Source organism: Granulicatella sp. HMSC31F03 (assembly GCF_001807725.1).
In the GTDB taxonomy this organism is placed as follows: Bacteria; Bacillota; Bacilli; order Lactobacillales; family Aerococcaceae; genus Granulicatella; species Granulicatella adiacens.
On sequence record NZ_KV790849.1, the window covers coordinates 43,047 to 69,397 of the forward strand.

The 26,351-nt window shown below is 37.3% G+C and carries 24 protein-coding genes and 1 other annotated feature; of the genes, 23 read left to right on the forward strand and 1 reads right to left on the reverse strand.

Features of this window, described 5'->3' with window-relative positions; genetic code table 11:
- The first annotated feature begins 123 nt into the window (after nt 1–123).
- The 7 genes from HMPREF3106_RS02825 to HMPREF3106_RS02855 all read left to right on the forward strand — a co-directional run bounded on the left by HMPREF3106_RS02825 (nt 124) and on the right by HMPREF3106_RS02855 (nt 9,040).
- Entirely contained in the window at nt 124–1,071 is a 948-nt protein-coding gene (locus HMPREF3106_RS02825; protein ID WP_005607355.1) for a peptidylprolyl isomerase, read from the forward strand.
- Between the two features lie 177 nt (nt 1,072–1,248).
- Nucleotides 1,249–1,503 (forward strand) — a binding site (T-box leader).
- Nucleotides 1,504–1,610: 107 nt separating this feature from the next.
- Nucleotides 1,611–2,459 carry a MetQ/NlpA family ABC transporter substrate-binding protein gene (locus tag HMPREF3106_RS02830; RefSeq protein ID WP_049555001.1) on the forward strand — a complete coding sequence of 283 codons (849 nt, stop codon included), beginning with the start codon at nt 1,611–1,613 and terminating at the stop codon, nt 2,457–2,459.
- 271 nt (nt 2,460–2,730) lie between these two features.
- Nucleotides 2,731–4,194: an NCS2 family permease gene (locus HMPREF3106_RS02835; protein WP_070437723.1), complete on the forward strand. Its 1,464-nt coding sequence runs from the start codon at nt 2,731–2,733 to the stop codon at nt 4,192–4,194.
- 130 nt (nt 4,195–4,324) lie between these two features.
- A complete protein-coding gene (locus tag HMPREF3106_RS02840; protein WP_070444329.1) occupies nt 4,325–6,520 on the forward strand; it encodes a Tex family protein in 2,196 nt (731 codons plus the stop codon).
- 708 nt (nt 6,521–7,228) lie between these two features.
- A complete protein-coding gene (locus HMPREF3106_RS02845) occupies nt 7,229–7,501 on the forward strand; it encodes a DUF1507 family protein (RefSeq protein ID WP_070437729.1) in 273 nt (90 codons plus the stop codon).
- 12 nt (nt 7,502–7,513) lie between these two features.
- Entirely contained in the window at nt 7,514–8,728 is a 1,215-nt protein-coding gene (locus HMPREF3106_RS02850) for an FtsW/RodA/SpoVE family cell cycle protein (RefSeq protein WP_246827507.1), read from the forward strand.
- Nucleotides 8,729–8,740: 12 nt separating this feature from the next.
- Nucleotides 8,741–9,040, forward strand: a complete 300-nt coding sequence (locus HMPREF3106_RS02855; protein ID WP_005607343.1) for a YlbG family protein — start codon at nt 8,741–8,743, stop codon at nt 9,038–9,040.
- A gap of 40 nt (nt 9,041–9,080) precedes the next feature.
- Here HMPREF3106_RS02855 and HMPREF3106_RS02860 read toward each other — a convergent pair whose 3' ends face one another.
- Nucleotides 9,081–9,398, reverse strand: coding sequence for a hypothetical protein (locus tag HMPREF3106_RS02860; RefSeq protein ID WP_049554336.1), 318 nt, complete (start codon nt 9,396–9,398; stop codon nt 9,081–9,083).
- Nucleotides 9,399–9,545: 147 nt separating this feature from the next.
- On the opposite strand from HMPREF3106_RS02860, the gene opp3b reads away from it, so the two are divergent.
- The 16 genes from opp3b to HMPREF3106_RS02935 all read left to right on the forward strand — a co-directional run bounded on the left by opp3b (nt 9,546) and on the right by HMPREF3106_RS02935 (nt 26,038).
- Nucleotides 9,546–10,490, forward strand: a complete 945-nt coding sequence (gene opp3b, locus HMPREF3106_RS02865; RefSeq protein ID WP_070437735.1) for an oligopeptide ABC transporter permease — start codon at nt 9,546–9,548, stop codon at nt 10,488–10,490.
- Entirely contained in the window at nt 10,490–11,482 is a 993-nt protein-coding gene (locus HMPREF3106_RS02870) for an ABC transporter permease (RefSeq protein ID WP_049554338.1), read from the forward strand. The genes opp3b and HMPREF3106_RS02870 overlap by 1 nt, the downstream gene beginning before the upstream one ends.
- A 10-nt stretch (nt 11,483–11,492) precedes the next feature.
- Nucleotides 11,493–12,539 (forward strand): ABC transporter ATP-binding protein, encoded by a 1,047-nt coding sequence (locus HMPREF3106_RS02875; protein ID WP_070444331.1) that lies wholly within the window; start codon nt 11,493–11,495, stop codon nt 12,537–12,539.
- Nucleotides 12,532–13,425 carry an ABC transporter ATP-binding protein gene (locus HMPREF3106_RS02880; protein WP_070444333.1) on the forward strand — a complete coding sequence of 298 codons (894 nt, stop codon included), beginning with the start codon at nt 12,532–12,534 and terminating at the stop codon, nt 13,423–13,425. The genes HMPREF3106_RS02875 and HMPREF3106_RS02880 overlap by 8 nt, the downstream gene beginning before the upstream one ends.
- Before the next feature lie 180 nt (nt 13,426–13,605).
- Entirely contained in the window at nt 13,606–13,848 is a 243-nt protein-coding gene (acpP, locus tag HMPREF3106_RS02885) for an acyl carrier protein (protein WP_049554341.1), read from the forward strand.
- Nucleotides 13,849–14,105: 257 nt separating this feature from the next.
- Nucleotides 14,106–15,899 (forward strand): oligopeptide ABC transporter substrate-binding protein, encoded by a 1,794-nt coding sequence (locus HMPREF3106_RS02890; protein WP_070437748.1) that lies wholly within the window; start codon nt 14,106–14,108, stop codon nt 15,897–15,899.
- Nucleotides 15,900–16,143: 244 nt separating this feature from the next.
- Nucleotides 16,144–17,943 carry an oligopeptide ABC transporter substrate-binding protein gene (locus HMPREF3106_RS02895; protein ID WP_070437751.1) on the forward strand — a complete coding sequence of 600 codons (1,800 nt, stop codon included), beginning with the start codon at nt 16,144–16,146 and terminating at the stop codon, nt 17,941–17,943.
- A gap of 193 nt (nt 17,944–18,136) precedes the next feature.
- Entirely contained in the window at nt 18,137–19,921 is a 1,785-nt protein-coding gene (locus tag HMPREF3106_RS02900; RefSeq protein ID WP_070437754.1) for an oligopeptide ABC transporter substrate-binding protein, read from the forward strand.
- Between the two features lie 308 nt (nt 19,922–20,229).
- On the forward strand, nt 20,230–21,231 hold the full coding sequence (locus tag HMPREF3106_RS02905) for an ABC transporter ATP-binding protein (protein WP_005607318.1): 1,002 nt from the start codon (nt 20,230–20,232) through the stop codon (nt 21,229–21,231).
- Nucleotides 21,231–22,175, forward strand: coding sequence for an ABC transporter ATP-binding protein (locus tag HMPREF3106_RS02910; RefSeq protein ID WP_049554349.1), 945 nt, complete (start codon nt 21,231–21,233; stop codon nt 22,173–22,175). Before HMPREF3106_RS02905 ends, HMPREF3106_RS02910 begins: the two co-directional genes overlap by 1 nt.
- 2 nt (nt 22,176–22,177) lie before the next feature.
- Nucleotides 22,178–23,140, forward strand: coding sequence for an oligopeptide ABC transporter permease (gene opp4B, locus HMPREF3106_RS02915; protein WP_070437757.1), 963 nt, complete (start codon nt 22,178–22,180; stop codon nt 23,138–23,140).
- Between the two features lie 18 nt (nt 23,141–23,158).
- A complete protein-coding gene (locus HMPREF3106_RS02920) occupies nt 23,159–24,079 on the forward strand; it encodes an ABC transporter permease (RefSeq protein ID WP_070444335.1) in 921 nt (306 codons plus the stop codon).
- Nucleotides 24,080–24,213: 134 nt separating this feature from the next.
- Nucleotides 24,214–24,513 carry a CAAX protease gene (locus HMPREF3106_RS09645; protein ID WP_246827517.1) on the forward strand — a complete coding sequence of 100 codons (300 nt, stop codon included), beginning with the start codon at nt 24,214–24,216 and terminating at the stop codon, nt 24,511–24,513.
- Entirely contained in the window at nt 24,402–24,968 is a 567-nt protein-coding gene (locus tag HMPREF3106_RS02925) for a CPBP family intramembrane glutamic endopeptidase (protein WP_246827508.1), read from the forward strand. The genes HMPREF3106_RS09645 and HMPREF3106_RS02925 overlap by 112 nt, the downstream gene beginning before the upstream one ends.
- Before the next feature lie 199 nt (nt 24,969–25,167).
- Complete coding sequence (locus tag HMPREF3106_RS02930) at nt 25,168–25,623, forward strand: hypothetical protein (RefSeq protein WP_070444337.1); 456 nt, start codon at nt 25,168–25,170, stop codon at nt 25,621–25,623.
- The gene (locus HMPREF3106_RS02935; protein WP_049554353.1) at nt 25,607–26,038 is read left to right on the forward strand and encodes a NusG domain II-containing protein; all 432 of its coding nucleotides are present in this window, start codon (nt 25,607–25,609) and stop codon (nt 26,036–26,038) included. Before HMPREF3106_RS02930 ends, HMPREF3106_RS02935 begins: the two co-directional genes overlap by 17 nt.
- The last annotated feature ends 313 nt before the right edge of the window (nt 26,039–26,351 follow it).

A 26,351-nucleotide genomic window follows, 5' to 3' on the forward strand; every position in this document is an offset into this window, starting at 1 on the left:
CTTTTTTAGTTCAAAAGAAAGTTAAGAAAAGGTAAGACCTGACTAGAAAACTAGGAAAGAGTTTAGAACTATGGTATATTAATACCATCGATTAAAAAAGAAACCAATAGGAGAGGGAATTTTATGAAGAAAAAATTCACAGGAATGTTAGTGCTTGCTTCAACTTTAGCATTAGCAGCTTGCTCAAATAATACGAATTCAGAAACAATTGCTACTACAAAATATGGTAATGTGACAAGAGAAGAATTTGTGAATGCAATGAAAGATACCGTTGGGGAACAAACTTTACAACGTTTAGTCTTAACAAAAGTGTTAGAAGGATCAGTAGAAGATTCTAAAAAATTAAAAGAAGATGCTGAACAAGAAGTTGCTAAATTAGTAGCTCAATATGGTGGTGAAAACGGCATGTTAGCTGCTTTGAAACAAAGCGGAATCGCTTCAGTAGATGCATACCGTCAAACTATTTACTTAAACAAATTAATGACGGCTGCTGTTAAAAAGGCTGCAGCATTTACAGATGAAGATATTAAAAAATACTACGATGAGTGGGAACCACAAATCAAAGTACAACATATCTTGATTGCTGCTAAAGCAACCGCTTCTGATGAAGAAAAAGCAGCTGCAAAAGCAAAAGCAGAAGAATTAATTCAAAAATTAAAAGATGGCGCTGATTTCTCAGAATTAGCAAAAGAAAACTCTGCCGATACAGGTACAGCTTCTAAAGGTGGAGAAATCGGACCTTTCAAACGTTCAGATATGGTGAAAGAGTTCTCTGAAGCATCTTACAACTTGAAAAATGTAGGAGATATCACAGAAACTCCAGTTGAAACTCAATTCGGTTACCACATTATTAAGATGTTAGACAAAGGTGAGAAGAAACCATTTGATGAAGTGAAATCTCAAATGGAAGATGAAATGTTACAAGCAAAATTAAAAGATTCAGCATACTTACACCAAACAATGGTGGATTTATTGAAAGGTGCTGACGTGAAAATTTCTGATGAAAGCTTACAAAATGCATTGAAGAACTTCTTAGATGCAGCTGATTCAACAACAACATCTTCTAAATAATTCTTATACAGCATTTGCTGATAACGAAAACGAAATTTTCCTCGAGGGGCTATTTAAAATAGCTTCTCGAGGATTTTTTATGAGCAGATTTGTGTTTTTAGTGTCTTTTCTGTTAAAAAGTGTCTTTACTTCATAGATAACCGTTGACATATTAGAGAATAGCTGTATAATTCAATCTATAACGCGATGAGATGGAAAGTAATCTTTGAGGCATTGGTAGAGAGCTTGGGGTTGGTGAAACCAAGTAGTGATAAGAAGATGAAAATGGCCATTGAGTGGACTTTTTGAGCTTGTGAAGTAAGGAAAGTACGGGGCGCCCGTTATAGCGACACGATTTCAAAGAAGAATCAATGGAATCGATTGAGGTTTATTCAGTGATGAATGAACGAATAAAGGTGGTAACACGGTATTATTGAAATGATCGTCCTTTGTCCATTTTGGGCAGAGGATTTTTTTATTGTGTTCGAAAAAATGAGGGGGAATGGGTAGACAATACAGGTTGATGAAAAATAATAAATACAATTATTGGAGGAAAAACAATGAAAATCAAACACTTATTTTTAACGGCAATTGCGGCGATCACATTAGCTGCATGTGGCAGTCAAACATCAAAAGAAGAAGTAAAGGAATCTACTACTGAAGCAGCTCAAACGGTTAAAGTTGCAGTTGTCGGAAGTGCAGCCCATGAATTATGGGATTATGTTGCTGAAAAGGCGAAGAAAGAAAACATTAATATCGAAGTTGTAGAAATGAACGACTATGTTTTACCAAATACAGCTTTAGAAGAAGGTTCAGTTCAAATGAACGCCTTCCAACACCGTGCATACTTAGCGCAATGGAACAAAGATAAAGGGAGCGATTTAAAAGAAATCGGAACAACTTTCATCACACCTTTATACTATTTCTCAACAAAATATAAATCATTAAAAGATTTACCTGAGAAAGCTAAAGTTTTAGTTCCTAAAGAGGTAGCGATTCAAGGTCGTGCATTAGTAGCGCTACAAACTGAAGGATTAATTACATTGAAAGAGGGCGTTGGAACAAAGGCGTCACTAGCAGATATTACAAGCAACCCTCGTAATTTAGAAATCATCGAAGCAGAATCTGCTCAAGCTCCTCAAATGTTACAAGATGTGGATGCAGCTTCTATCAATGGTTCAATGGCTCAAGATGCTGGATTGAAGATTGAAGATAACATCTTTACAGATGCAAACCATTTAGATACGATTCCAAAAGATCGTTATAACATTATCGTTGTGAATGGAAAAGATGCAGACAACCCAGTTTATAAAAAAATCGTTGAATTATACCAAACAGACGATGTTGCTAAAAAAATGGATGAAATCGGTCCTGGACAATATTTCCCAGTTTGGAAATCTGAAAAATAATCAAGTATAGAAAGAAGTAGCTTTGGGCTGCTTCTTTTTTGTTGTCTCTATAGTTTAAAAACTATAGAGAAAAATGGATGATGTAGTTTAATGTTCGATAAATCATGAATTCTATTTACTTATAAAGGCTATAAAATAAATACGTTAAACAAAATAACGAACAATAAAATAAATGATGTTTAAAATAGTTCGACACCTATATTGTTTTTCTATTAAATTTTCTGTATACTAAATTCATCACTCATTCTTTTATAAAGGGGTTCGAAAATTAATGGAAAAGTTTTTTAAACTGAAAGAGAACGGCACGACGGTAACTACTGAATTCTTGGCAGGGTTAACGACATTTTTCGCGATGTCTTACATTATTTTTGTCAATCCGAACATTCTAAGTAAAACAGGAATGCCATTCCAAGCGGTCTTCTTATCAACGATTATCGCAACAGTTGTCAGCACATTAGTGATGGGTCTTTTCGCAAACGTTCCTTACGCATTAGCACCAGGGATGGGGTTGAATGCGTTCTTTACATTTACAGTTGTATTTGGCCTTGGATTCACTTGGCAAGAAGCATTAGCAATGGTATTTATTTGTGGTTTATTCAACATTTTCATTACAGTAACAAAAGTTCGTAAGATGATTATTAAAGCCATTCCGGTCAGTATGCAACATGCCATCGGGGGCGGGATTGGGATTTTCATCGCTTATATTGGTTTAAAAAACGCCAACCTATTAGAATTCCTTTCTGATTCAAAAACCATTACTCAAGTAAACGGCGTTACGTATAATGTCGCAACAGAAGCATACAAAGGCGGCGTGTTCAGCGTGAACTCAAACGGTGGGATTGTTCCATCACTTGTAAACTTCACGTCTCCAGGAGCCCTCCTTGCAGTGATTGGTTTAATTATCACCGTATTCTTATTATTGAAAAAAGTTCGAGGAGCTATCCTTATCGGGATTGTGTTAACAACACTTTTAGCGATTCCAATGGGTGTTGTCGATTTATCAAAAGTCAGCTTTGAAAGCAACTCTCTTGGAGCAGCGTTCAATGATTTAGGCACAACATTCATGGCCGCTTTTGGTTCAGAAGGAATCGTGAAACTCTTCTCTAATCCAGCGCGCTTACCATTAGTATTAATGACAATTTTCGCATTCAGCTTATCCGATACATTTGACACGCTTGGAACCTTCATCGGTACAGGTCGTAAAACGGGTATCTTCTCTGAAGAAGACGAACGTCAACTTGAAAACGGCTCGGGGTTCTCTTCTAAGATGGATAAAGCCTTATTCGCAGATGCGATTGGGACTTCTATTGGGGCTATCTTTGGGACTTCTAACACTACAACCTATGTTGAAAGTGCAGCCGGAATCGGAGCTGGTGGACGTACTGGTTTAACAGCAGTCGTAACAGCAGGTCTATTCCTATTATCAACCTTATTAGCACCATTCGTGGGCATCGTTCCTGCAGAAGCGACAGCACCAGCGTTAATTATCGTTGGGGTGATGATGCTTTCTTCATTCGCTGATGTGAAATGGGACGAGTTGGACGAAGCGATCCCAGCGTTCTTTGCCGGCATCTTCATGGCACTTTGCTACAGTATCTCTTACGGTATCGCAGCAGGATTCATCTTCTACTGCTTAGTGAAAGTCATTACTGGTAAATCAAAAGACATTCACCCAATTTTATGGGTCGCTACAGGATTATTCATCCTTAACTTCATTATTTTAGCTCTTCTATAAGAGTCAAAATCAGCTGAAAGTGAACAAACCTTTTTAAACTTTAGCCATAATCAGGCACCTAGGCATTTTTGCTTAGGTGCTTTTCCTTTTATTTCATGATAGGATAGAGAAGACAGAAAGGGAGTTGACTATGACAGAACAAACAACTGAAATCACTGCTTACGAGCGTTCCGTAGCGCTTGTGAAGGCAGAACTCACTCAATATAAACCAAAACAAATCGATACGGTATTAGGCCTCTTGCAAGATGGCAACACCGTACCGTTTATTGCACGTTATCGTAAAGACCAAACCGGTTCTTTAGATGAGGTGCAAATCCGTGAAATCGAAGAGCGCCAACGGTATTTGGAAAACTTCGAAAAACGGAAAGAAGAAATTAGCCGTCTGATTGACGAGCAAGGCAAACTCACGCCAGAGATTACGGCTGCGTTAAGCAAGGCGACAACGTTAACAGCGTTGGAAGATATTTATCGTCCGTATAAACAAAAACGCCGCACAAAGGCAACGATTGCTAAAGAAGCCGGATTAGAGCCATTTGCATTATGGTTACTCATGACGACAAAGGATTCTGTAGAGGAAAAAGCAGCAACCTTTATCAATGAAGAAAAAGCGATTCTAACGGTCGAAGATGCAATTAACGGTGCCGTAGAAATTATCGCTGAATGGATTTCCGATGAAGCGAAATACCGTAAACAATTACGTCAATTTACGCAAAAGAACGGAATCGTGAAGTCTGTCGTGAAGAAGGAAGAGCTCGACGAGAAGAAAGTCTACGAAATGTACTATGACTACGAAGAGCCAGTGAAATCCATCGTTCCTCACCGTGTGCTTGCCCTTAACCGTGCAGAAAAAGAAGATGTAGTCCGCGTGACGATTGAAGTCGACGTGACAAACCCTCTTACAAAGATTAAAGAAGAGAAAATCAAAAATCCTTCTTCGCCGTCAGCTGCGATTGTTGAAGGCGCGATTGAAGAAAGCTACAAACGATTCATCGGACCAGCTATCGAACGCGAAATCCGTAATGAATTAAGTGAAAAGGCGCAAACGCAAGCGATTGCCATTTTCGGGGAGAATTTGAAGAATCTATTATTACAAGCGCCAATGAAAGGCCAAGTCATCTTAGGACTCGACCCAGCATACCGTACAGGATGTAAATTAGCGGTAATCGACGAAACAGGAAAAGTACTTGGTAAGTCTGTGATTTACCCTCACGTAGGAGCTTCAGAAGCCAAACGCGCTCAAGCAGGCGGACAATTCCGTCGCATCGTGGAACAATATGGCGTGACACTTGTGGCAATTGGAAACGGAACGGCTAGCCGTGAGTCTGAACAATTTGTGGCAGAGCAATTAAAACAAATCCCACGCAAAGTTGTTTACACCATCGTCAGCGAAGCAGGAGCGTCAGTTTATTCTGCCAGCGATATAGCCCGTCAAGAATTTCCTGATTACCAAGTTGAAGAGCGTTCAGCAGTTAGCATCGCTCGTCGTTTGCAAGACCCACTTGCAGAACTTGTAAAAATCGATCCAAAAGCTGTTGGGGTTGGACAATACCAACACGACGTTCCGGAAAAACAACTAGATGAGCAGTTAGACTTTGTTGTTGAAACAGCCGTGAACAAGGTTGGGGTAAATGTGAATACGGCTAGTGCCGCTCTCTTAGAGCACATTGCAGGATTAACGAAAACAACCGCAGCAAACGTGGTCACTTTCCGTGACGAAAACGGCAAGTTCACAAACCGTACGCAATTGAAGAAAGTACCTCGCTTAGGGCCAAAAGCTTACGAGCAAGCCGTTGGGTTCTTGCGAATCATCGATGGAACAAACCCATTTGACGGTACCGACATTCACCCAGAGTCTTATGATGTCGCTAAAGCCATTTTGAAAAAAGCCAATGCCGAAAAATTAGCGTTGGGTTCACCAGAGTTAGAAGAAGCTCTTAAAGGCCTTAATACTAAAGAATTAAAAGAAGAATTTGGCATCGGACAAGAAACACTGGAATTAGTGATGGATGGATTATTGAAACCAGGACGTGACCCACGTGAGGAAGTCGCAGGCCCAATCTTACGAAGCGATGTCTTGAAGATGGAAGACTTACAAGTGGGAATGGAACTCGAAGGAACCGTTCGTAACGTAGTGGACTTCGGCGCATTCGTCGATATTGGTGTGAAACAAGACGGTCTTGTGCATATTTCGAAATTGAAAAAAGGCTTCGTGAAACATCCAAGTGATGTCGTTGCGGTTGGAGATATCGTAACAGTGTGGGTGACGGAGCTTGACCTCAAAAAAGGTCGTGTCGGCCTCTCTATGATCGGACCGGAAAATAAATAAGTAGATAAGCTATTACTCTGTTCTGACGGAACTCTTCATAGTAGCGACAATAGCTGTACCGGGGTGAGCCTTTTAGTCTCACTCACTACTGAGCCTCAAAGGGACTCTACGGGAAACCCCTAGAGTCCCTAATTCACATCAGTTACACTCGCTATTGTTGCTACTATAGATTCCGAGCAGAACTTCGTAATAGCTTTTTTTGTTTTCGTCATAGAGAAGCCTTAGTGGAAAGGAAGCGTGTATGGCAATTCCTAGTAAGAGCTCCATAAAAGATTTTCTGTACAACCATAAATAAGAGTTAGTACTAGCACAGTTTTAGCTAGATGGAAAGATAGAATTCTCTTTTAGTTACTTGCACAGAAAAACTACTAAAAAGTAGAATACAAAAAATAATTTGCTGTATAAAGATGATTCCGCAAAGACTAACGGATTCTATAATCACAGTAACGTGATATGTATTAAAGCGAATTACAGGGCGTAGAAATTTATTTCATACGCCTTGTTTGAGGATTTAAAGGTGAGAGACTTAGTGGCTCGAACCGGTGCAACGTTACAGTGATGATGAAGCAATCCGTTAGGCGAAGAGGAATCATCAGTCCATCACAGCGAACTCTAAATTTTCAGTAAATTCCACTTGCATTAGTGGTATTTTTTTATAGATGCAAGTATACTAGAATAGTATATGCATAACGGAAAGGGGAATGTGAGATGACTCAAAATCCTGCTTTAGTTCAGTTGAAAGAAAATGCAAAACAAATCTATCAACTGATTTCAAAACAAAAAACACATCTTTGCTTGGCGAAATGCCCTGCTTTCGAAGAGATTATCGACACACAATTATTCGGTTTATCAAAACAAGTAGAATTTGCTGTAGCGATGGATTTAATCCATGCAAATGAAGGACATAAAATTATGGCGGATTTGGAGTATGCTTTAAATGATATGTATACCCAAATCTATGAAGAAACGTACCAAAAGTAGAGGAGGACTCTCGTGTTAAATTTTCATGAAAAAATGAAACGCCTCATAAAAGTAGATCCGCTAATTATGGGGTTATATGTATTACTTTCTGTATTTGGACTAGTTATGGTCTATAGCGCAAGTAGTTATTATGCTTTAGTCAATCAAGGAAACTCCGAAGCTTTTATGGTAAAACAGCTCTTATATATCGTCCTTGGGGTGCTATTGGCGCTAGGAATTTCCATTCTTCCAGAGAAATGGATGAAGAGCGAAAAAGTGATGGGCGCTACTTTTGGGGTCATTTTTATACTACTGGTTGTCGTATTATTCACGAAAGGAATAAATGGGGCAAAGAGTTGGATTAACTTAAAAGTGTTTAATTTGCAACCGTCAGAATTAGTAAAACTATTTGTAATTTGGATTTCTGCTTATTTATATAGTAAGAATGAAAGAAGTAAACGAGATTGGAGATTCTATTTAGTCCCAGCTGCTGTCACTATCTTCCTTTTTGGAATGATTATGCTTCAACCCGATTTAGGGACGGGGATAATTGTTGTTGCAGTGGCCCTTTTACTAGGGTTAATGACGGGTGTTTCTAATCGTGCATTAGCTTCCTGGGGTGCAGTTTTTGCGCTTCTATATGGAATTACGTATTTAGATTCGTCTGTTTTTGAAAAAATCGGACTAAAAGCCTATCAAGTCAGTCGTTTTACATCTTTTCATAATCCGTGGTCGGATGCAACAGGTTCTGGATATCAATCCATTCAAGGGTTTCTAGGATTATCTAGAGGAAATTGGTTTGGAACAGGTTTATCAAATTCTGTTCAAAAAACGGGGTTCCTTCCAGAAGCTCATACGGACTTTATCTTGGCTATTGTTGGGGAAGAACTTGGGTTTGTTGTTATTTTCGTCTTGATGCTGGCCATTGTAGGGTTCATTATTGCGATGATCTATAAAGGAAACAAGTGTAGAAGCCTGTTTGCAAAATACTTATGTTATGGAGTAGCGATTTTATTTTTAATTCAATCCGGAATTAATATCGGGGCGCTAGTCGGATTTGCACCGTTAACAGGGGTTCCACTGCCACTTATCAGTTATGGAGGCTCTAGCTTCCTAGCTTCTAGTGTAGGGGTGGGCTTTGTGCTTTGGGCTATTCGAAATGATCAAAAACAAAAAGAACCAACTCCTCCAAAAGAAGAAGCGACTCCAGAAGAAGAACAACAACCAATAGAATTAAAAGCGATGTAGAAGGGAGAAAGAATGGAACAACAAGAAAGACAAGCACTCGTTGTTTGGTTGTATACATTGAAACCAATTAAACAATTGAAGCGATTTGGAAATATTCATTATATTTCAAAGCGTTTGAAATATATCTACTTATATGTGAACAAAGATGAAGTAGAAAGTGTGATGGAACGTTTATCTAATTTCCATTTTGTTCGTAAAGTTGAGCCTTCTCTTCGAAAAGAAATTCGAATGGATTTCACTCAGATTCTTCCTGAATTAAGAGAAGAAATTGAAAAAGAGAAAGCTGAACAAAAAGCTTCAGAGAGATTATAGAAAAATCCGTGTACTCACTTTGTACACGGATTTTTGTCATTTATAAAAAGAGGCCGATAAAGATGGATAGCGCCCCTAAAACAGTAGCCACTACCAGAAAAAGAATGACAGAAGAATAGGAGAAAACAATCCATTTTTTTCCTTCTGTTTCAGAAGAGAGACGACGAGAGAATGATTTCAAAAAATCTGTACGACTTAAGTAGGCGAAGAGGCCTAGCATTAAGAAAACTAAAGCGCACATAAATAAAGCGTTGCTAAAGTGTAGAAAGGAGAAGCCACTGGTGACGCTCACGAATAGTGCACAAAGAAGAATGATGCTACCGGAAAAGATTCCGATTTGTTTAAAATCAAATTTCATAAAGTTGCTCCTTTTCATTGATTCTCTACAATGTACCAGAACATTTAAAAAAGCGCAATTTCTTTTGTGAAACTAATTAGTTGAAACTTTAATTCTTTAGATAGTATGATGAAACAGAATTAGAAGATAAATAATGGAGGTGTAAGGTTGAAAAACTATCTTAAATATATCGCAAAACGTGTTTTTTACATGTTTTTAACACTATTTTTAATTGCGACAATTACGTTCTTTTTAATGAAACTATTGCCGGGGTCTCCATACGCAAATGAGGAGCAACTAACGCAGGCTCAACTCGAAATTATGAATGCGAAGTATGGTTTAGATAAACCCGTATTCGTTCAATACTGGATTTATATTACGGGTCTATTCCGTTTAGATTTTGGACAATCTTTCCAATATAATTCGACGGTAGCGAATTTGATTTTCTCTAGGGTAGGACCTTCTTTCCAACTCGGATTCCAAGCGCTAATCTTTGGAACGATTGTGGGTTCTCTCTTAGGGATGGTGGCAGCCATGAGACAAAATACTTGGGTAGATACTCTAGCGACGTTCTTTGCGATTATCGGACGTTCTGTTCCAAGTTTCGTGTTCGCTGTCGTTTTACAATTGTTGTTTGGGGTGATATTCCCTATTTTCCCAATTGCTTTATGGAATCAAGGTTTTGTTTCCTCAATTTTACCGACACTAGCGCTTTCGATTTCACCGATTGCCGATTCAGCTCGTTTTGTAAGAACGGAAATGGTAGAAGTGTTGCATTCGGATTATATTGAACTTGCTAAAGCAAAAGGATTAAGTCGTTTGGAAGTGGCATTTCGACATGGTTTTAGAAATGCGATTATTCCACTCGTGACGATTCTTGGACCGATGCTCGTAGGATTGATGACAGGGTCAATGGTTATTGAAAATATTTTCTCTATCCCTGGTATCGGTGAGCAATTCGTGAAGTCCATTTTAACGAATGACTATCCAACGATTATGGGTGTAACGATGTTGTATTCAACATTACTCGTTTTTGTGATTTTAATTGTCGATTTACTATACGCTTGGATTGATCCTCGTATTCGTATTACAGATGAAGGAGGGGGAGTATAATGGCAGAAGTATCTGAAAAAGACTTATTCCAAAGAGTAGATTTGAGTCATACGGCTGACCGAGAAAAAATCGCTTCTCCGTCTTTAAACTTTTTACAAGACTCTTGGAGACGATTAACGAAAAATAAGGGAGCGGTATTTTCTCTAGTCATCGTACTAGCGATTATTTTGCTAGCCATCTTGGCTCCAGTGATTGCTCCGTTTGATCCTCTCGAACAAAATGCGCAATTTGCGAATTTACCTGCTCGTATTCCTGGACTCTTTAGTGGTCTTCGAAATGGTGTAGATGTGTATGCGCAACAAGGAGTTCCTGAAGGAGTCAACTTCTATTTTGGGACAGATAATTTAGGAAGAGATTTATTTTCACGTGTTTTATATGGGACACAAACTTCATTAATTATCGCCTTTGCTGCTGCTTTGTTTGATATTACTATCGGAGTGACTTACGGAATTATTTCTGGATGGTTTGGAGGACGGGTAGATACCGTTATGCAACGATTCTTAGAAATTATTTCAGCAATTCCAAACTTAATTATTCTTGTTTTAATGTTATTAGTGATGAAACCAGGCCTCGTTTCGATTATCGTTGCGATTGGGTTTACGAGTTGGGTAACAATGGCTCGTGTTGTCCGTGCGCAAACATTAAAATTAAAAAATCTTGAATATATTTTAGCTTCTCGTTCTTTAGGACAAAGTTTTTGGAAAATTGCCTTTAAGCATTTACTACCGAATATGGCAGGCTTGATTATTATTCAAACCATGTTTTCAATTCCTTCAGCAATCTTCTTTGAAGCCTTCTTAAGCTTCTTAGGAATTGGGATTCCAGTTCCGGATGCTTCACTCGGTTCGCTGATTAATGGAGGATATAAAACATTCCGTATTTATCCAAACTTAATGTGGTTCCCATCAGGAGTCCTCTGTGTCTTAATGATTAGCTTTAACTTATTAGCAGACGGACTTCGAGATGCATTTGACCCGAAAATGAAAGATTAGGAGGATTCGAATGAGCGAAACAATTTTATCTATTGAAAACTTACGAATCCACTTCAAAACTTTCGCAGGAGAAGTACAAGCGATTCGTGGAGTTAATCTTAATCTACAAAAAGGGGAAACTCTTGCTTTAGTGGGAGAATCAGGATCTGGAAAAAGTGTGACTGCTAAAAGTGTAATGCAATTGTTGTCGAACAATGCGATGGTTAAAGAAGGATCTATTCTATTTAAAGGAGAGAATCTCTTAGAAAAAAGCGAACGTGAAATGCAATCCATTCGCGGGAAAGAGATTGCGATGATCTTCCAAGATCCAATGACCTCTTTGAATCCAACCATGAAAATTGGACTACAAATTGCAGAAGTGATTATTAAACACGAAAAAGCTTCAAAAGAAGAAGCCTATAAACGTGCAGAAGAATTACTAGAGCTTGTAGGAATTCCAAATCCAAAAGAACGGATGAAGCAATATCCTCACCAATTCTCTGGCGGTCAGCGTCAACGGATTGTGATTGCGATTGCACTAGCATGTAATCCTGATATTTTAATTGCCGATGAACCAACAACGGCTTTAGATGTGACGATTCAAGCACAAATTTTAGAGCTATTAAAAGAATTGCAATGTAAATTCCAAATGGCCATCATCTTTATTACGCATGATCTTGGGGTTGTGGCAAATGTCGCAGACCGTGTTGCCGTGATGTATGCAGGTAAAGTTGTTGAAGTCGGAACTTCTGATGAAGTTTTCTATAATCCTCAACATCCTTATACATGGGGGCTCCTTCGTTCGATGCCGACTTTACATACAGGAGATACCTTATATGCGATTCCAGGCTCACCACCAGATTTATTAGATCCACCTAAGGGAGATGCATTTGCTCTTCGTAGCGATGTGGCGCTTGAAATCGACCGCGTAAAAGAACCGCCTATGTTCCAAGTGTCTAAGACGCATTTTGCAGCTACTTGGCTACTGGACCCACGTGCGCCAAAAGTAGAAGTGCCTGAGGAGATTTTGAGAAGACGTAAAATCTTTTTTGGAGAAGGAGGTGCGTCTAATGACTAATACAACTGAAAAGAAGAAACTGGTTGAAGTGAAACATTTAAAGCAGTATTTTGGAACAAAGAAAAATGTCGTAAAAGCCATTGATGATATTTCCTTTGATATATACGAAGGGGAAACTTTCGGGTTAGTAGGAGAATCAGGTTCTGGAAAATCAACAACAGGAAGAGCACTTTTACGCCTATACCAACCGACAGATGGGGAAATCCTTTTTGAAGGGAAAGATATTGCGACACTAACCAAAGGGAAGGAACTTCTTGAGTTTCGAAAAGAAGCGCAGATGATTTTCCAAGATCCTTATGCTTCACTAGATAGCCGGATGAAGGTGCGTGATATTATTGCAGAAGGTATTGATATTCATCATTTGGCTTCAACAAAAGAAGAACGAAACCAAATGGTCGATGAGTTGCTAGAAACAGTGGGGCTCAACCGAGAACATGCCAACCGTTATCCGCATGAATTTTCAGGAGGTCAACGTCAACGAATCGGGATTGCCAGGGCGCTCGCCTTAAATCCAAAATTCATCGTTTGTGATGAGGCAATTTCTGCACTAGACGTTTCGATTCAAGCACAAATTGTGAATTTGCTAAAGAAACTCCAGAAAGAAAAAGGACTCACTTATCTCTTTATTGCTCATGATTTATCCATGGTGAAATATATTAGTGACCGGATTGCTGTCATGTATCGTGGCCGTATTGTAGAAATGGGCTCTGCAGAATGTGTCTATACGAATCCACAACACGCTTATACGAAGAGTTTGCTATCTGCTATTCCTCTTCCAGATCCTCGTGAAGAGAAAAATCGCAAGCGGATTGTTTATAAAGGTGAAGATTTCGATGAGAATGCTACTCTGCAAGAAGTGGAACCTGGTCATTTCGTTTTAAGATAATGAAGAAATAGAGGAAAATCGTACTTTTTATGGAAGCTATAGACATTTTTGGTAGAATTCTGTAAAATAACAGTACTATCTGAATTAATAGATAGTCCGCTTTCAAATGCGGATGAATAAGGTTTGAGGATTTGATTGCATTTCCTCCTAGGAAACCTTAATGAGAAGGGAGAGAAAGTTATGTCAAATCAAGTAGTTTTTGATAAAGTAGCTCAATTGATTGCAAACCGTTTTAGCGTTGACGCTTCAACCGTAACGGAAGGCATGACATTCCAACAAGACTTAGGCGCAGATTCACTAGATGTCGTGGAATTAGTTATGGAATTAGAAGATGAATTTGGAATTCAAATTTCTGATGAAGATGCAGAAAACATCACAACAATTGGAGACGCAGTGAATTATATCACTGAACATCAAGCTTAATATTCAAAAAGGATGGTAGATTTTTCTACCATCTTTTTTTATTAACAAAGAAATAAAATATTCATGATGTTCACAAATTAAAGACAATTTCTACATAATGTGTACAAAATGTTGAAGTGGTGCGGTTTTTATAATTAAAAATAAATGAAAAAATAATAAAAAAATAATGAGAAATAATATTTAAGGTTGAAGTGAGATGGGAATAAGAGTAAAATCTAAGATATTCTAAAAACAAATCCAAACTTGGAGGGAAACACATGAACAAAAAAGCAATTGCTGGTTTATTAGGTGCTGCTTCATTAGTAACTTTAGCTGCATGTAATAATAACAAAGCGAATAACGCGGGTGGGGAATCTGCTGCAAAAGCATCAGAACGTAAATTCCCAACTGAAGTATCAAATGAAGGGACAGTTGTAAAAGGCGGAACAATTAACTATGCGATTGTATCTGATTCACCATTTAAAGGGTTAATTAACCCATTACTATCAATTGATAATTCAGATGGTGCATTAGAAGATTTTGCTTTTGCAAACTTATTCGAATTCGATGAAAACCAACGCATCAAAAAAGATGGCGGTATGATGGAATTCACTTTAGACAGAGAAAATAAAACTGTAACGTTAAAATTACGTTCTAAAGACTACAAATGGTCAGACGGACAACCTTTAACAATCGATGACTATATCTTTACTTATGAATTTGTTGGTAATAAAGACTATAACGGTGTTCGTTACGATGAAAATGCTGAAAATGTTGTTGGTATGGAAGAATTCCACGCAGGAAAAGCAGATAAAATCTCAGGACTTGAAAAAGTGGATGACCAAACTGTTAAAATTCACTTGAAAGAAGTATATCCAGCTTTAGAAAAAGGTGGAAATGCTATTATGAGTAATATCTTGCCAAAACATATCTTCAAGGATATGACTTATGATCAAGCAGTGGCTTCAGACGCGGCTCGTACTAAAGTTGTTGGTAACGGACCATTCATCGTTGATAAAGTAGTTCCAGGGGAATCTGTAACATTCAAGAAAAACCCTTATTACTACAAAGGTGAACCTAAAGTGGACGGCGTAAAAGCGGACATTGTATCTCAAGACTCAATCGTTCAAGAAATGAAAGCTGGTAAATATGACTTTGCTTCAATGCCTCAAGAACAATATGATACTTATAAAAACTTATCAAATATCACATTGCTTGGTAACATCACAAACAGTATTTCTTATGTTGGTTTCAATATGGGTCACTTTGACAAAGAAAAAGGTGAACACGTATTTGAACCTTCTAAGAAAATGAGTGATCCAGCTTTACGTAAAGCAATTGCTTACGCATTAGATAATGAACAAGTAGCTAACGAAACTTATCAAGGTTTACGTATTGCAGCAAATACATTATTAACACCATTCTTCGGTGAAATCTATGCGGATAAATCAGAAGTTCCAGGATTCACATACAATCCAGAAGAATCTAAGAAAATCTTAGCCGACGCAGGTTATAAAGATACGGATAATGATGGCTATGTAGAAGATAAAGAAGGTAAACCATTAACGATTACATTATTAGTTCCAGTTGGTAGCCAAACAGATGAAGCTGTTATTCAACAATACATCGAATGGTGGAAAAATGTTGGTTTACGCGTAGAATTATTAAATGGTCGTGCATTAGATTTTAACGCATACGCTGAAAAATTAACAAAATATGCGGATGACTTCGATATGTGGTTAGGTGGATTCACAATTGGTTACAACCCTGACCCAGATGGATTATACGGACCAAAAGCTCGTTTCAACTTCTCACACTACGTGAATGATGAACACAATAAGTTAATCGAAGAAATTGCTTCTGAAGCTTCATTCGATCAAGCTAAACGTGTTGAATTATTCAAAAAATGGCAAAAATTCGTATTCGAAAACCCATTCCAAGTTCCACGCTTCAACACTTACTCACTAACAGCAGTAAACAAACGTGTTAAACATGTAGATATCGCTCAAGGTAAATCAACAGGATGGGAAGAAGTAGAATTACTTTCTGATACTGGTGTTGCTGATAAATAATTGAATGAAATCTTATTTTAAGGCCTTGCTTTTGCAAGGTCTTTTTTTGTATAAAAAGAAGTTTAAAAAGAAAAGAGTTCTTAATGAAATATAGTCTAAATCAGGTACTTAAAATAAAGTTAAAAAAGAATATAGATTTTTCTTGCAAATAATTAAAATTCTGTTAAAATTAACATCAAGAATTAATTTGTCAGACAATTCATCTGAAGTTAGGATGGACTTGAAGTCTGAGAGTGGAGGAAAAATGAAAAAGAAGAGCTTATTATTTTTATCAGCTGCAGCGGCAGCAGTAACATTAGCAGCATGTGGGAATGCTAATAATGGAAATAGTGGAAACACTTCATCTGAACCAGCAAAAGCAAGTTCAAAATCAAAATTCAATTCAGAAGTTACTCATGAAGGAACTGCAATTAAAGGCGGAACATTAAAATACGCTTTAGTAGCAGCTTCACCATTCAGTGGTATTTTCATTGATGAATTATCAACAAACACGACTGACTCATCAATTGCAAGTCAAGTAGACCAATCAATGTTTGAATATGATGAAAACCGTAAATTAACAAATACAGGTTTAGCTTCATTAGAATTAGACGTTGAAGGGAAAACAGCAACTGTAAAATTAAATGCAAAAGACTATAAATGGTCAGATGGACAACCGTTCACTATCGACGATTATATCTTTGCGATCGAAGCAATCGGTAATAAAGACTATACAGGGTCTCGTTATAATGACCGTTACCAAAACATTGTTGGAATGAAAGACTTCCACGAAGGTAAATCAGATAAAATCTCTGGTGTTGAAAAAGTGGATGACTACACTGTTAAACTTCACTTTGAAAAAATGTTACCATCAATGCAATTAGCAGGTGGAGCTATTCCAGCATATACAATGCCAAAACATATCTTCAAAGATATTCCAGTTAAAGATTGGGAACAAAGTGACTATGTTCGTGGTACAAAAGTAGTTGGCTTAGGACCGTTCACGATTGAATCAATCGTTCCAGGGGAATCTGTAACCTTAAAAGCAAACGAAAACTTCTATAAAGGTCGTCCTAAAGTAGATAAAATGGTGATGCAAGTAGTTTCTCCAGACTCAATCGTTTCAGAAATGAAAGCTGGAAACTACGATATCGCAAGCATGCCAAGTGCTCAATACGAAGCATTCAAAGATTTAACAAACGTAACATTCTTAAGTTCATTTGCGCCTTCTTATGAATATATTTCATTCAAATTAGGAACATTTGATAAATCACAAGGTAAAAACGTAACGAATCCAAACGCTAAAATGAGTGATCCTGCTCTTCGTCAAGCAATTGGTTATGCACTAGATATCGATTCAGCTGGTGAAAACTTATACCACGGATTGAACTATGGTACAAACTCTATCATCTTACCATTCTTCAAAGATGTATATAACAAAGAGCAAGAAGGATTTACTTACAACCCAGAGAAAGCAAAACAATTATTAGATGAAGCGGGTTATAAAGATGTTGATGGTGACGGAATCCGTGAAAATAAAGATGGTTCTAAATTAACGATTAACTTTGCCGCTCGTACTCGTGACGCAGCGAATGAGTCATTAATCCAACAATACTTAATTTGGTGGAAAGAAGTTGGTTTAGATGTACAACTTTATACAGGTCGTACAATTGAATCAAATAACTTCTACGTTAAAATCCAAGCAGATGATCCAGAAATCGATATGTTCGCTGGTGGTTGGGGAACAGGTTATGATCCAAACCCATCTAACTTGTTTGGTGAAACAGCTAAATTTAACTTCTCTCGCTATGTAAATGAAAAAGGTACTGAAATTATGAAGAAAATTTCTTCAACAGACGCTTTTGACGATGCGAAAAATAAAGAGTTCTACAAAGAATGGCAAGCATATGCTAAAGATGAAGCTTTCATGATTCCAACTTTAGTAGGGGATAGTGTAACTGCTGTTAATAAACGTGTGAAATACTATGACACTTCAATTGCAACAAGTGGTTCTAAAGCTCAAGTTTACCAAATCGAATTGACTTCTGAAGATGGAGCAAAATAATAAAATGAAGACAAGTCTAGGAAATTTCCTAGGCTTGTTTTGTTTTTGAAAAAATTCAAAAATGAGTAAAAAATGATGAAAATTAAAATAAGATTAAAAAATACTTGCAATTTGATAAAAAATCAAGTATTATAGTCCCAACATAAATTTATGGATTCGAAATAAGCGCAAAACAAAAGAACGGAGAATGAATATGAACAAGAAAAAAATGATGATTTTGTTTTCTGCAACGACAGCTTTAACCTTAGCTGCTTGTGGCGGAAATAATAGTAGTTCGTCGACAACAAGTACTGAAGCTAGTACACCCAAAACGAAGTATGCATCAGAAGTCACTCATGAAGGCACGCCGATTAAAGGCGGCACATTAAAATATGCTATCGTATCTTCATCACCGTTTGCTGGAATTTTTGCGGATGAGCTATCTCAAAATACTACCGATTCAACGATCGGGGGGCTTATAGATGAAAGCATGTTTGAATATGATGAGAACCGTAAATTAACCAATACAGGTCTAGCAAGTATTGAATTTGATGTTGAGAATAAAACAGCAACGGTCACTTTAAATTCAAAAGAGTATAAATGGTCGGATGGTCAACCAGTGACAATCGATGACTATATTTTCGCTTATCAAGCTATCGGAAATAAAGACTATACAGGTGTTCGTTACGACGGTGATTTTAAAAATGTCGTCGGAATGGAGGAATATCACAGTGGAAAAGCAGATAGTGTTTCAGGTCTTGAAAAAGTGGATGATTACACTGTAAAAATTCACTTCAAAGAAATGAGCCCGTCAATGCAATTAGCGGGAGGTTCTGTTTCTGCATACATCATGCCAAAACATATCTTCAAAGATATTCCTGAAGCGGAGTGGGAACAAAGTGATTACGTTCGTGGTAAAAAATTCGTTGGACTAGGACAATTCAAAATTGATTCTATTGTAGCCGGAGAATCTGTGACACTCGTTCCAAATGAACACTATTATAAAGGTGTTGCTAAAGTAGATAAAGTCGTAATGGAAGTCGTTTCACCAGATAATATCGTGTCAGAAATGAAAGCTGGTAATTACGATATCGCGACAATGCCAAACGCGCAATATGAAGCTTATAAAGATTTAACAAATGTGACTTTCTTAAGTTCACAAGCTTCAACCTATGAATATATCGGTTTCCACTTAGGAAAATATGATACTGCTACAGGTAAAAACGTAACAAATCCAAATGCAAAAATGAGTGATGTAAACCTACGTCAAGCGATGGCGTATGCACTAGATGTTGAAGCAGCGGGTCAAAACTTGTATAACGGATTACAACATGCCTCAAATTCTATTATCATTCCGTTCTTTAATGATGTTTATAATAAAGACCAAGAAGGATTTACTTACAATCCTGAAAAAGCGAAACAATTATTGGATGAAGCAGGATATAAAGATGTGGATGGAGATGGGCTTCGTGAAAACAAAGACGGTTCTAAGTTGAAAATTACTTTTGCCGCTCGTACACGTGACGAAGCCAACGAATCATTAGTACAACAATACTTAAACTGGTGGAAAGAAATCGGGTTAGACGTTCAACTGTACACAGGACGTACGATTGAATTGAACTCATTCTATGATAAAGTTCAAGGAGACGATCCAGAAATCGATGTGTTTGCAGCAGGATGGTCAACAGGTTACGATCCAAACCCAGAAGGATTGTTCGGGGAAACAGCGAAATTTAACTTTGAACGTTATGTAGATCCAGAAGGAACTGCAATTATGAAGAAAATCAGTTCAACAGAAGCCTTTGACTCAGCGAAAAACATTGAGTTCTACAAAGAATGGCAAAAATACGTTCATGATAAAGCGTTTATTTTCCCAACGTTAGTCGGAGAATCGATTACTGCTGTTAACAAACGTGTGAAATACTACGATGTTAACTTAGGTAGTCAAAAATCAGCTCTATATCAAATCGAATTAACGAGTGATACAGCAGCGAAATAAGGTTTCAAAAAGACTGGCACTGCCAGTCTTTTTCGTTCCTATAGAAAAAAGCTTTAAAAGAAAAATCAATTGGAAGATTTTTTCATTTTTTAGAATGAATCAAAATTAAAATAACATGAGAAAAGTTAATTTTTTGCTCATAAATAATAGCATTCAAGTCTAATTCATGGTAAACTAAAAATACGTTGTATTTGCGCTGGAATTGTCTTACAATTTGCATTCAAGCTGGAATCAACGTATAATGGAAACAATGTTTATTATTTTAAAATACAAATAGTTACACTACAAAAAATAAGGAGGAATCGGATTTGACAATTGATAAGCCACTATTAGAAATCAATAACTTGCACGTTGGTTTCCGTATCAAAGATGATTTTTATGATGCAGTAGATAATGTATCTTTAACATTAGAAAAGAATGAAATTTTGGCCATTGTTGGGGAGTCAGGATGTGGGAAATCTACACTAGCGACAACTATCATGGGATTACACAATAAAAACAACACAAAGATTACTGGAGACATTATTTATAATGATGTGAATTTAGTAAACTTAAATGAAGCGTTATATAACAAAATTCGCGGAAATGATATCGGAATGATTTTCCAAGATCCATTGGCTTCATTAAATCCTTTGATGACGATTGGTGCTCAAATCGACGAAGCTCTTTATTATCATACAGATTTAAATGAAAAAGAACGTACAGAACGTGTATTAGAATTGTTAGGACAAGTAGGGATTCCAAACCCACAACGTACTTTCAAACAATATCCACATGAATTATCAGGTGGGATGCGTCAACGTGTGGTTATCGCGATTGCATTATCATGTAAACCACCAATCATCATTGCCGATGAACCAACCACTGCCTTGGACGTAACCATCCAAGCGCAAATCTTAGACTTATTAAATGATATCCAAAAAGAAACAGAATCTGGAATCATCTTAATCACTCACGACCTTGGGGTAGTAGCAGAAACAGCTGACCGTGTAGCCGTGATGTATGCTGGACAATTTGTAGAAGTGGCACCAGTTGCTGAATTATTTACAAACCCACAACATCCTTATACTCGTTCATTACTACAATCAATCCCACAAGCGGGTTCAGAAGGTCAAGAATTACACGTAATCAAAGGAACAGTGCCACCATTACCAAAATTACCACGTAAAGGTTGCCGTTTCGCTCCACGTATTCCGTGGATTTCAGCGGACGCTCACGAAGAAGATCCAACACTTCATGAAGTTGGGCCAAATCACTTCGTTCGTTGTACATGTTATAAACATTTCCATTTTGAAGGGGAGGAAGCATAATGAGCGGTTTTGTAACCATTGAAGATTTAAAAGTTCACTATCCGATTCGTAGTGGCTTCTTTAACCGAGTAACGGATCATGTTTATGCGGTTGACGGAGTGTCACTTGAAATTGAAGAAGGGAAAACTTACGGTCTTGTTGGAGAATCAGGTTCTGGGAAATCAACTATCGGTAAATCGATTATTGGTCTAGAACACGTAACAAGCGGTAAAGTCATTTACGAAGGGCAAGACGTAACAAACAAAGCACGTCGTCGTACTTCAGACTATAACCGTAACGTACAAATGATCTTCCAAGATTCACTATCAAGTTTTAACCCTAAAAAACGTATTTTAGATATCGTAGCTGAACCATTAAGAAACTTTGAACGTTTATCTCCAGAAGAAGAGAAAAAACGTGTTATCGAATTAATGGAAATTATCGGATTATCTGAAGAAGCATTATTAAAATATCCACACCAGTTCTCAGGTGGTCAAAGACAACGTATCGGTGTTGCTCGTGCTTTAGCAAGTAACCCTCGTTTAATCATCGCCGACGAACCAGTATCAGCGTTAGACTTATCTGTACAAGCGCAAGTGTTAAACTACATGAAACGTATCCAAGATGAGTTCAACTTAAGCTACTTATTTATTTCCCATGACCTTGGGGTTGTAAAACATATGTGTGATGAGTTATTCATCATGTACCGTGGACGTTTCGTTGAAACTGGACGTGCTGAGGATATTTATGCAAATCCACAACATATTTATACAAAACGTCTATTATCTGCGATTCCGGTTATCGATCCAGAAAACCGTGAAGCAAACAAACTTCGTCGTAAAGAAGCTGAGAAATTCTATCAAGAAAATCAAAAACTTTATTATGATGAAAACGGTCGTGTATTCGATTTACAAAAAATCTCAGACACACATGCTGTTGCATTAAATCCAAAAGGAGGAAACTAATTATGTGGAAAACCATTTTACGTCGTGTGTTATTGATGTTGCCACAAATCTTCATCCTTAGTGTGTTAGCATTCTTAATCGCGAAGATGATGCCAGGGGATCCATTTACAGGTTTAATTACTCCAGAAACGGATCCAAATACAATTGAAGCTTTACGTGTGAAATCTGGATTCTATGATCCACTTCCTGTACAATATTGGAACTGGATTTCTAAAGCTTTCCGCGGAGACTTCGGTCAAAGTTATACTTACAAATATGAAGTTACAAAATTAATCGGTGAACGTATTGGTAACACAGTTTGGTTATCATTATTAACATTGATTTTAACTTACTTAATTGCATTACCATTAGGGATGATTGCAGGTCGCTACCAAAACTCTTGGGCTGACAAAGCAATCGTAGTATATACATTCATTACTTACTCAATCCCAGTATTCGTATTCGCCTTAGTATTATTATGGTTATTTGGTTATACATTAGGTTGGTTCCCAACTCGTGGTTCTGTCGATTCAGACGTCGTGAGCGGAACATTAGCTTACTACTTGAACAAATTCCACCACTTAATTCTACCAGCGTTTACGATGGCGATTCTTTCAACTACTGGTACGATTCAATACTTACGTACAGGGGTTATCGATGCGAAGAGCCAAGACTACGTTCGTACAGCACGTGCGAAAGGGGTTCCTGAAAATGTTGTGTTCAACCGCCACATCTTCCGTAACTCAATCTTACCGATTGCAGCTTTCTTAGGATATGAATTCACTGGTTTAATCGGTGGTTCTGTGTTTATCGAAAACATCTTCTCATATCCAGGAATGGGGAACTTATTCGTATCATCTATTACAGGACGTGACTACTCAGTAATCTTAGCGTTACTATTACTATTTGGTACAGCTACACTTTTAGGTACGCTATTATCAGATATTATTATGAGTATTGTAGACCCACGTGTCCGTGTACAATAATAAAAGGAGGAGTAGCAAATGGAGCAAAATAATGTAAATACAGTTGAAGAAACTGTCGTTGAAGAAAGCACCGTATCTACACCGCCTGCTGGTTTTCAGGTTATTGTACGGGAGTTTTTAAAAGATAAAATTGCCTTAACAGCGTTAATTTTATTAGTGTTAATTTTCTTAGTGATCTTTATTGGACCAATGTTTATTAATGAAGATACAGCTCTTAAAGTAAACATTTTAGGTCGTTATAAAGCCCCATCAAATGCGCACATTTTAGGGACTGACGAAAGTGGTCGTGACGTTTTAGCCTTATTAATTATCGGGGCTCGTAACTCAGTATTAATCGGTTTCTCAGTTACAATCTTGACATGTATCATCGGTATCATCGTTGGATTGATTTCTGGTTACTACGGTAAATGGGTGGACACAACTTTAATGCGTGTCGTTGACTTTATCATGATCTTACCAACATTGATGATCATCATTGTGTTCGTAACAGTGATTCCAAACTACACAATGTTCCACTTCGTATTTATCATGACAGCCTTCTATTGGGTAGGTTCTGCTCGTTTATTCAGAACACGTACTCTTCAAGAAGCAAGTTTAGACTATGTAAATGCGTCTAAGACTTTAGGTTCAAGTGACTTACGAATCATGTTCCGTGAAATCTTGCCAAACTTAAGTTCATTAATTATCGTTAACTTAATCTTACGTTTAGCAGGGAACATTGGTATTGAAACAGGGTTAACTTACTTAGGTTTCGGTTTACCATTTACAACACCATCACTTGGTACATTAATTTCTGCAGCGAAAAATGCGGACATCATTGAAAACAAATTATGGGTTTGGTTACCAGCCACAATCTTAATCTTAATCATGATGTTATGTATCAACTATGTTGGTCAAGCCTTACAACGTGCAGCGGATTCTCGCCAACGTTTAGGTTAATTATCAAATTACAAAAGAGATTGAAGGAAACTTCAGTCTCTTTTTTTTGTGCGCAAAACCAGATATAGAAAAGATGCCAAAAATAGTATAATATAGATGGTAATTTAGAAGAGATTTTTAGTAGAGGATGAATCATGAAGAGTAAGGCCATTATCAAAATGTATTTATTACCAACATTGCTTCAGATAACGGTTATCGCTGCATTGGTTGGAATACTGAAATTAAGAGGATTTGAATTAGGGTACAATTCACTTTTACGGATACTTTTTATTTCTTTAGCGGGTGCATCATCGGCACTTTGGGGAATCGTTTATCAAGTTAAATGTCATTCCAAAAGACCCTTAGAAATTTTAAAAGATTTTTTCAATATAAAGCAATCCGTAAAAAGCTATACATTAGTTCTGATTTTTTGGTATTGGATTTTTCTTCAGTAATCTTAAATAAAGGATTGAAAATAGAAAGTCTATTACTACCACTCCTTCTTTTCTTTAAGGCGATTGTATTTGTTGGCATCGAAGAATTAGGGTGGAGATATTCATTTCAACCCACTTTAGAGAAAAAGATTCCACATATTGCTTCAACGCTGATTACTTTTGTGTGTTGGGGTGTATGGCATCTCTTGTTCTTTTATATTGATGGGAGTTTAGGGGATGTTCATGCTCTAGGATTTTTACTAGGATTACTAACCAACTCTTTTATTTTGTCAGCATTATTTGCCTATTCCAACAGTCTATGGATCTGTGTGATGACACATGCGCTGATAAATACATTCTCTCAAATGAGTATAAATGATAATGTCCTTCTAGATTATATAGCAAAAGTAATTTGTATCTTCTTAGCGGTTTATTTATATCATGTATCCAAAAATAAAAGGACTATAGATAAGTAAAAAAGATTATTTTACGAAACAGTAAACGGAATTGGTTTGCTGTTTTTCTAAAATGAATAGGAATACAATGGAAAGAGAATGAAGAGCCTAAAAAATCGGCCCAAAAGAAGCCGTTCTTAGTATCTAATAGAGAAGAAAGTGTTGGATTTCGATGTTTGGTTGTGAAATAGAAGGGAATCTAGTAAAATAGAGGTTACAAATGGAGAAAGGAGTGGCCACGATGTACGTAAGTGAATCATTTGAAACGGTATTAAAGAACCGTGAATTGAAACTGGATAAGAAAGATTTAGGCAATGACGGAATTGCGTTTCTGGGTCTGTATTCAGAAGGAGAAGATGAGTTTCCGTTTAGCGTCGTGTTTGATGATAGTCAGGACCGTACCGATTACCAAATCACTTATGAAGGAATCGGAAATGGAAAAGACTTAGGTTTAGATTTATTCGATGTACTTTTTACCATTAATCGCTTAAACCAGGAGTTAGTGGCCTACTATACGCTACTCATGGATCCAGACGGTGAACTTTTTATTCGCTATGTGGGAAGAGTAACTCCATTTGAAACTTTCACTTTGTATGAATTACTCGTGATTGGTTCAAAAATTGCCTCAGAAGTACGAAGAACATTATTAGAGTTAAAGGATGAGAACGATATTTAAGAAGTATTCTGATTTGATAAAGCCATTCGACATTATTATTGTGCTCGTGTTATTGGTCTTATCATTTTTACCAAATGCAATTTATGCTTACCAACAAGCAACCGTCAAAGAGGAAGCCAAAATATATGCCATCATTACCATTGATGGGGAGGAAGTTCAGCGCATCGAGTTGAGCGAAAACACGCCTCGTGAAGAGTTTTATTTTGAACCTCATGATAATCAATATAATATTATCGAAGTTGATGGAACTAGAATTAGAGATAAAGAGGATAATAGCCCTGATCAGATTGCTGTGAATACGGGCTGGATTTCTAAACCGGGGCAGACCAGCATCTGCTTGCCACATGGGCTGATGATTGAGATTGTCTCAACCGAGCCTGCCAATAGTGATAATGACACCATTATCCCATTATAGAAATATGTAAAGTTCGCTGCAGTTGTAGCGAACTTTTTTGCTATCTCGACAGTTCCCTTTCCAAGGAGGAGAGTATTTTGCCCGTAGCCTTAGCGTTTGTCAAATGGATTAAAATCAAACAGTGCATTTTTTATAACCCAAGACTATTTCGGAGTTTTTAGTAAGAATATCCTACTAGTAAGAATTTCTCTATGAAGTAGACGATGAGGAGAATCAAGCAGATTTTATAATAGCAGTAATGGGGGCTAGCATTCAAAGTGAATTACGTACTCTTGAAAATTTATTTTCTAGAGTACGTTTGAATCTTGAAAGA

Excerpts from the sequence above, each read along its gene's own strand:
- HMPREF3106_RS02910 (WP_049554349.1), top strand. The coding sequence starts at position 21,231 with ATGAGCGGTTTTGTAACCATTGAAGATTTAAAAGTTCACTATCCGATT.
- HMPREF3106_RS02925 (WP_246827508.1), top strand. The coding sequence starts at position 24,402 with ATGTCATTCCAAAAGACCCTTAGAAATTTTAAAAGATTTTTTCAATAT.
- HMPREF3106_RS02895 (WP_070437751.1), top strand. The coding sequence starts at position 16,144 with ATGAAAAAGAAGAGCTTATTATTTTTATCAGCTGCAGCGGCAGCAGTA.
- acpP (WP_049554341.1), top strand. The coding sequence starts at position 13,606 with ATGTCAAATCAAGTAGTTTTTGATAAAGTAGCTCAATTGATTGCAAAC.
- HMPREF3106_RS02840 (WP_070444329.1), top strand. The coding sequence starts at position 4,325 with ATGACAGAACAAACAACTGAAATCACTGCTTACGAGCGTTCCGTAGCG.
- HMPREF3106_RS02830 (WP_049555001.1), top strand. The coding sequence starts at position 1,611 with ATGAAAATCAAACACTTATTTTTAACGGCAATTGCGGCGATCACATTA.
- HMPREF3106_RS02870 (WP_049554338.1), top strand. The coding sequence starts at position 10,490 with ATGGCAGAAGTATCTGAAAAAGACTTATTCCAAAGAGTAGATTTGAGT.
- HMPREF3106_RS09645 (WP_246827517.1), top strand. The coding sequence starts at position 24,214 with ATGAAGAGTAAGGCCATTATCAAAATGTATTTATTACCAACATTGCTT.
- HMPREF3106_RS02890 (WP_070437748.1), top strand. The coding sequence starts at position 14,106 with ATGAACAAAAAAGCAATTGCTGGTTTATTAGGTGCTGCTTCATTAGTA.
- HMPREF3106_RS02835 (WP_070437723.1), top strand. The coding sequence starts at position 2,731 with ATGGAAAAGTTTTTTAAACTGAAAGAGAACGGCACGACGGTAACTACT.
- HMPREF3106_RS02845 (WP_070437729.1), top strand. The coding sequence starts at position 7,229 with ATGACTCAAAATCCTGCTTTAGTTCAGTTGAAAGAAAATGCAAAACAA.
- HMPREF3106_RS02935 (WP_049554353.1), top strand. The coding sequence starts at position 25,607 with ATGAGAACGATATTTAAGAAGTATTCTGATTTGATAAAGCCATTCGAC.
- HMPREF3106_RS02920 (WP_070444335.1), top strand. The coding sequence starts at position 23,159 with ATGGAGCAAAATAATGTAAATACAGTTGAAGAAACTGTCGTTGAAGAA.
- HMPREF3106_RS02930 (WP_070444337.1), top strand. The coding sequence starts at position 25,168 with ATGGAGAAAGGAGTGGCCACGATGTACGTAAGTGAATCATTTGAAACG.
- HMPREF3106_RS02855 (WP_005607343.1), top strand. The coding sequence starts at position 8,741 with ATGGAACAACAAGAAAGACAAGCACTCGTTGTTTGGTTGTATACATTG.
- HMPREF3106_RS02860 (WP_049554336.1), bottom strand. The coding sequence starts at position 9,398 with ATGAAATTTGATTTTAAACAAATCGGAATCTTTTCCGGTAGCATCATT.
- HMPREF3106_RS02825 (WP_005607355.1), top strand. The coding sequence starts at position 124 with ATGAAGAAAAAATTCACAGGAATGTTAGTGCTTGCTTCAACTTTAGCA.
- opp4B (WP_070437757.1), top strand. The coding sequence starts at position 22,178 with ATGTGGAAAACCATTTTACGTCGTGTGTTATTGATGTTGCCACAAATC.
- HMPREF3106_RS02875 (WP_070444331.1), top strand. The coding sequence starts at position 11,493 with ATGAGCGAAACAATTTTATCTATTGAAAACTTACGAATCCACTTCAAA.
- HMPREF3106_RS02880 (WP_070444333.1), top strand. The coding sequence starts at position 12,532 with ATGACTAATACAACTGAAAAGAAGAAACTGGTTGAAGTGAAACATTTA.
- HMPREF3106_RS02900 (WP_070437754.1), top strand. The coding sequence starts at position 18,137 with ATGAACAAGAAAAAAATGATGATTTTGTTTTCTGCAACGACAGCTTTA.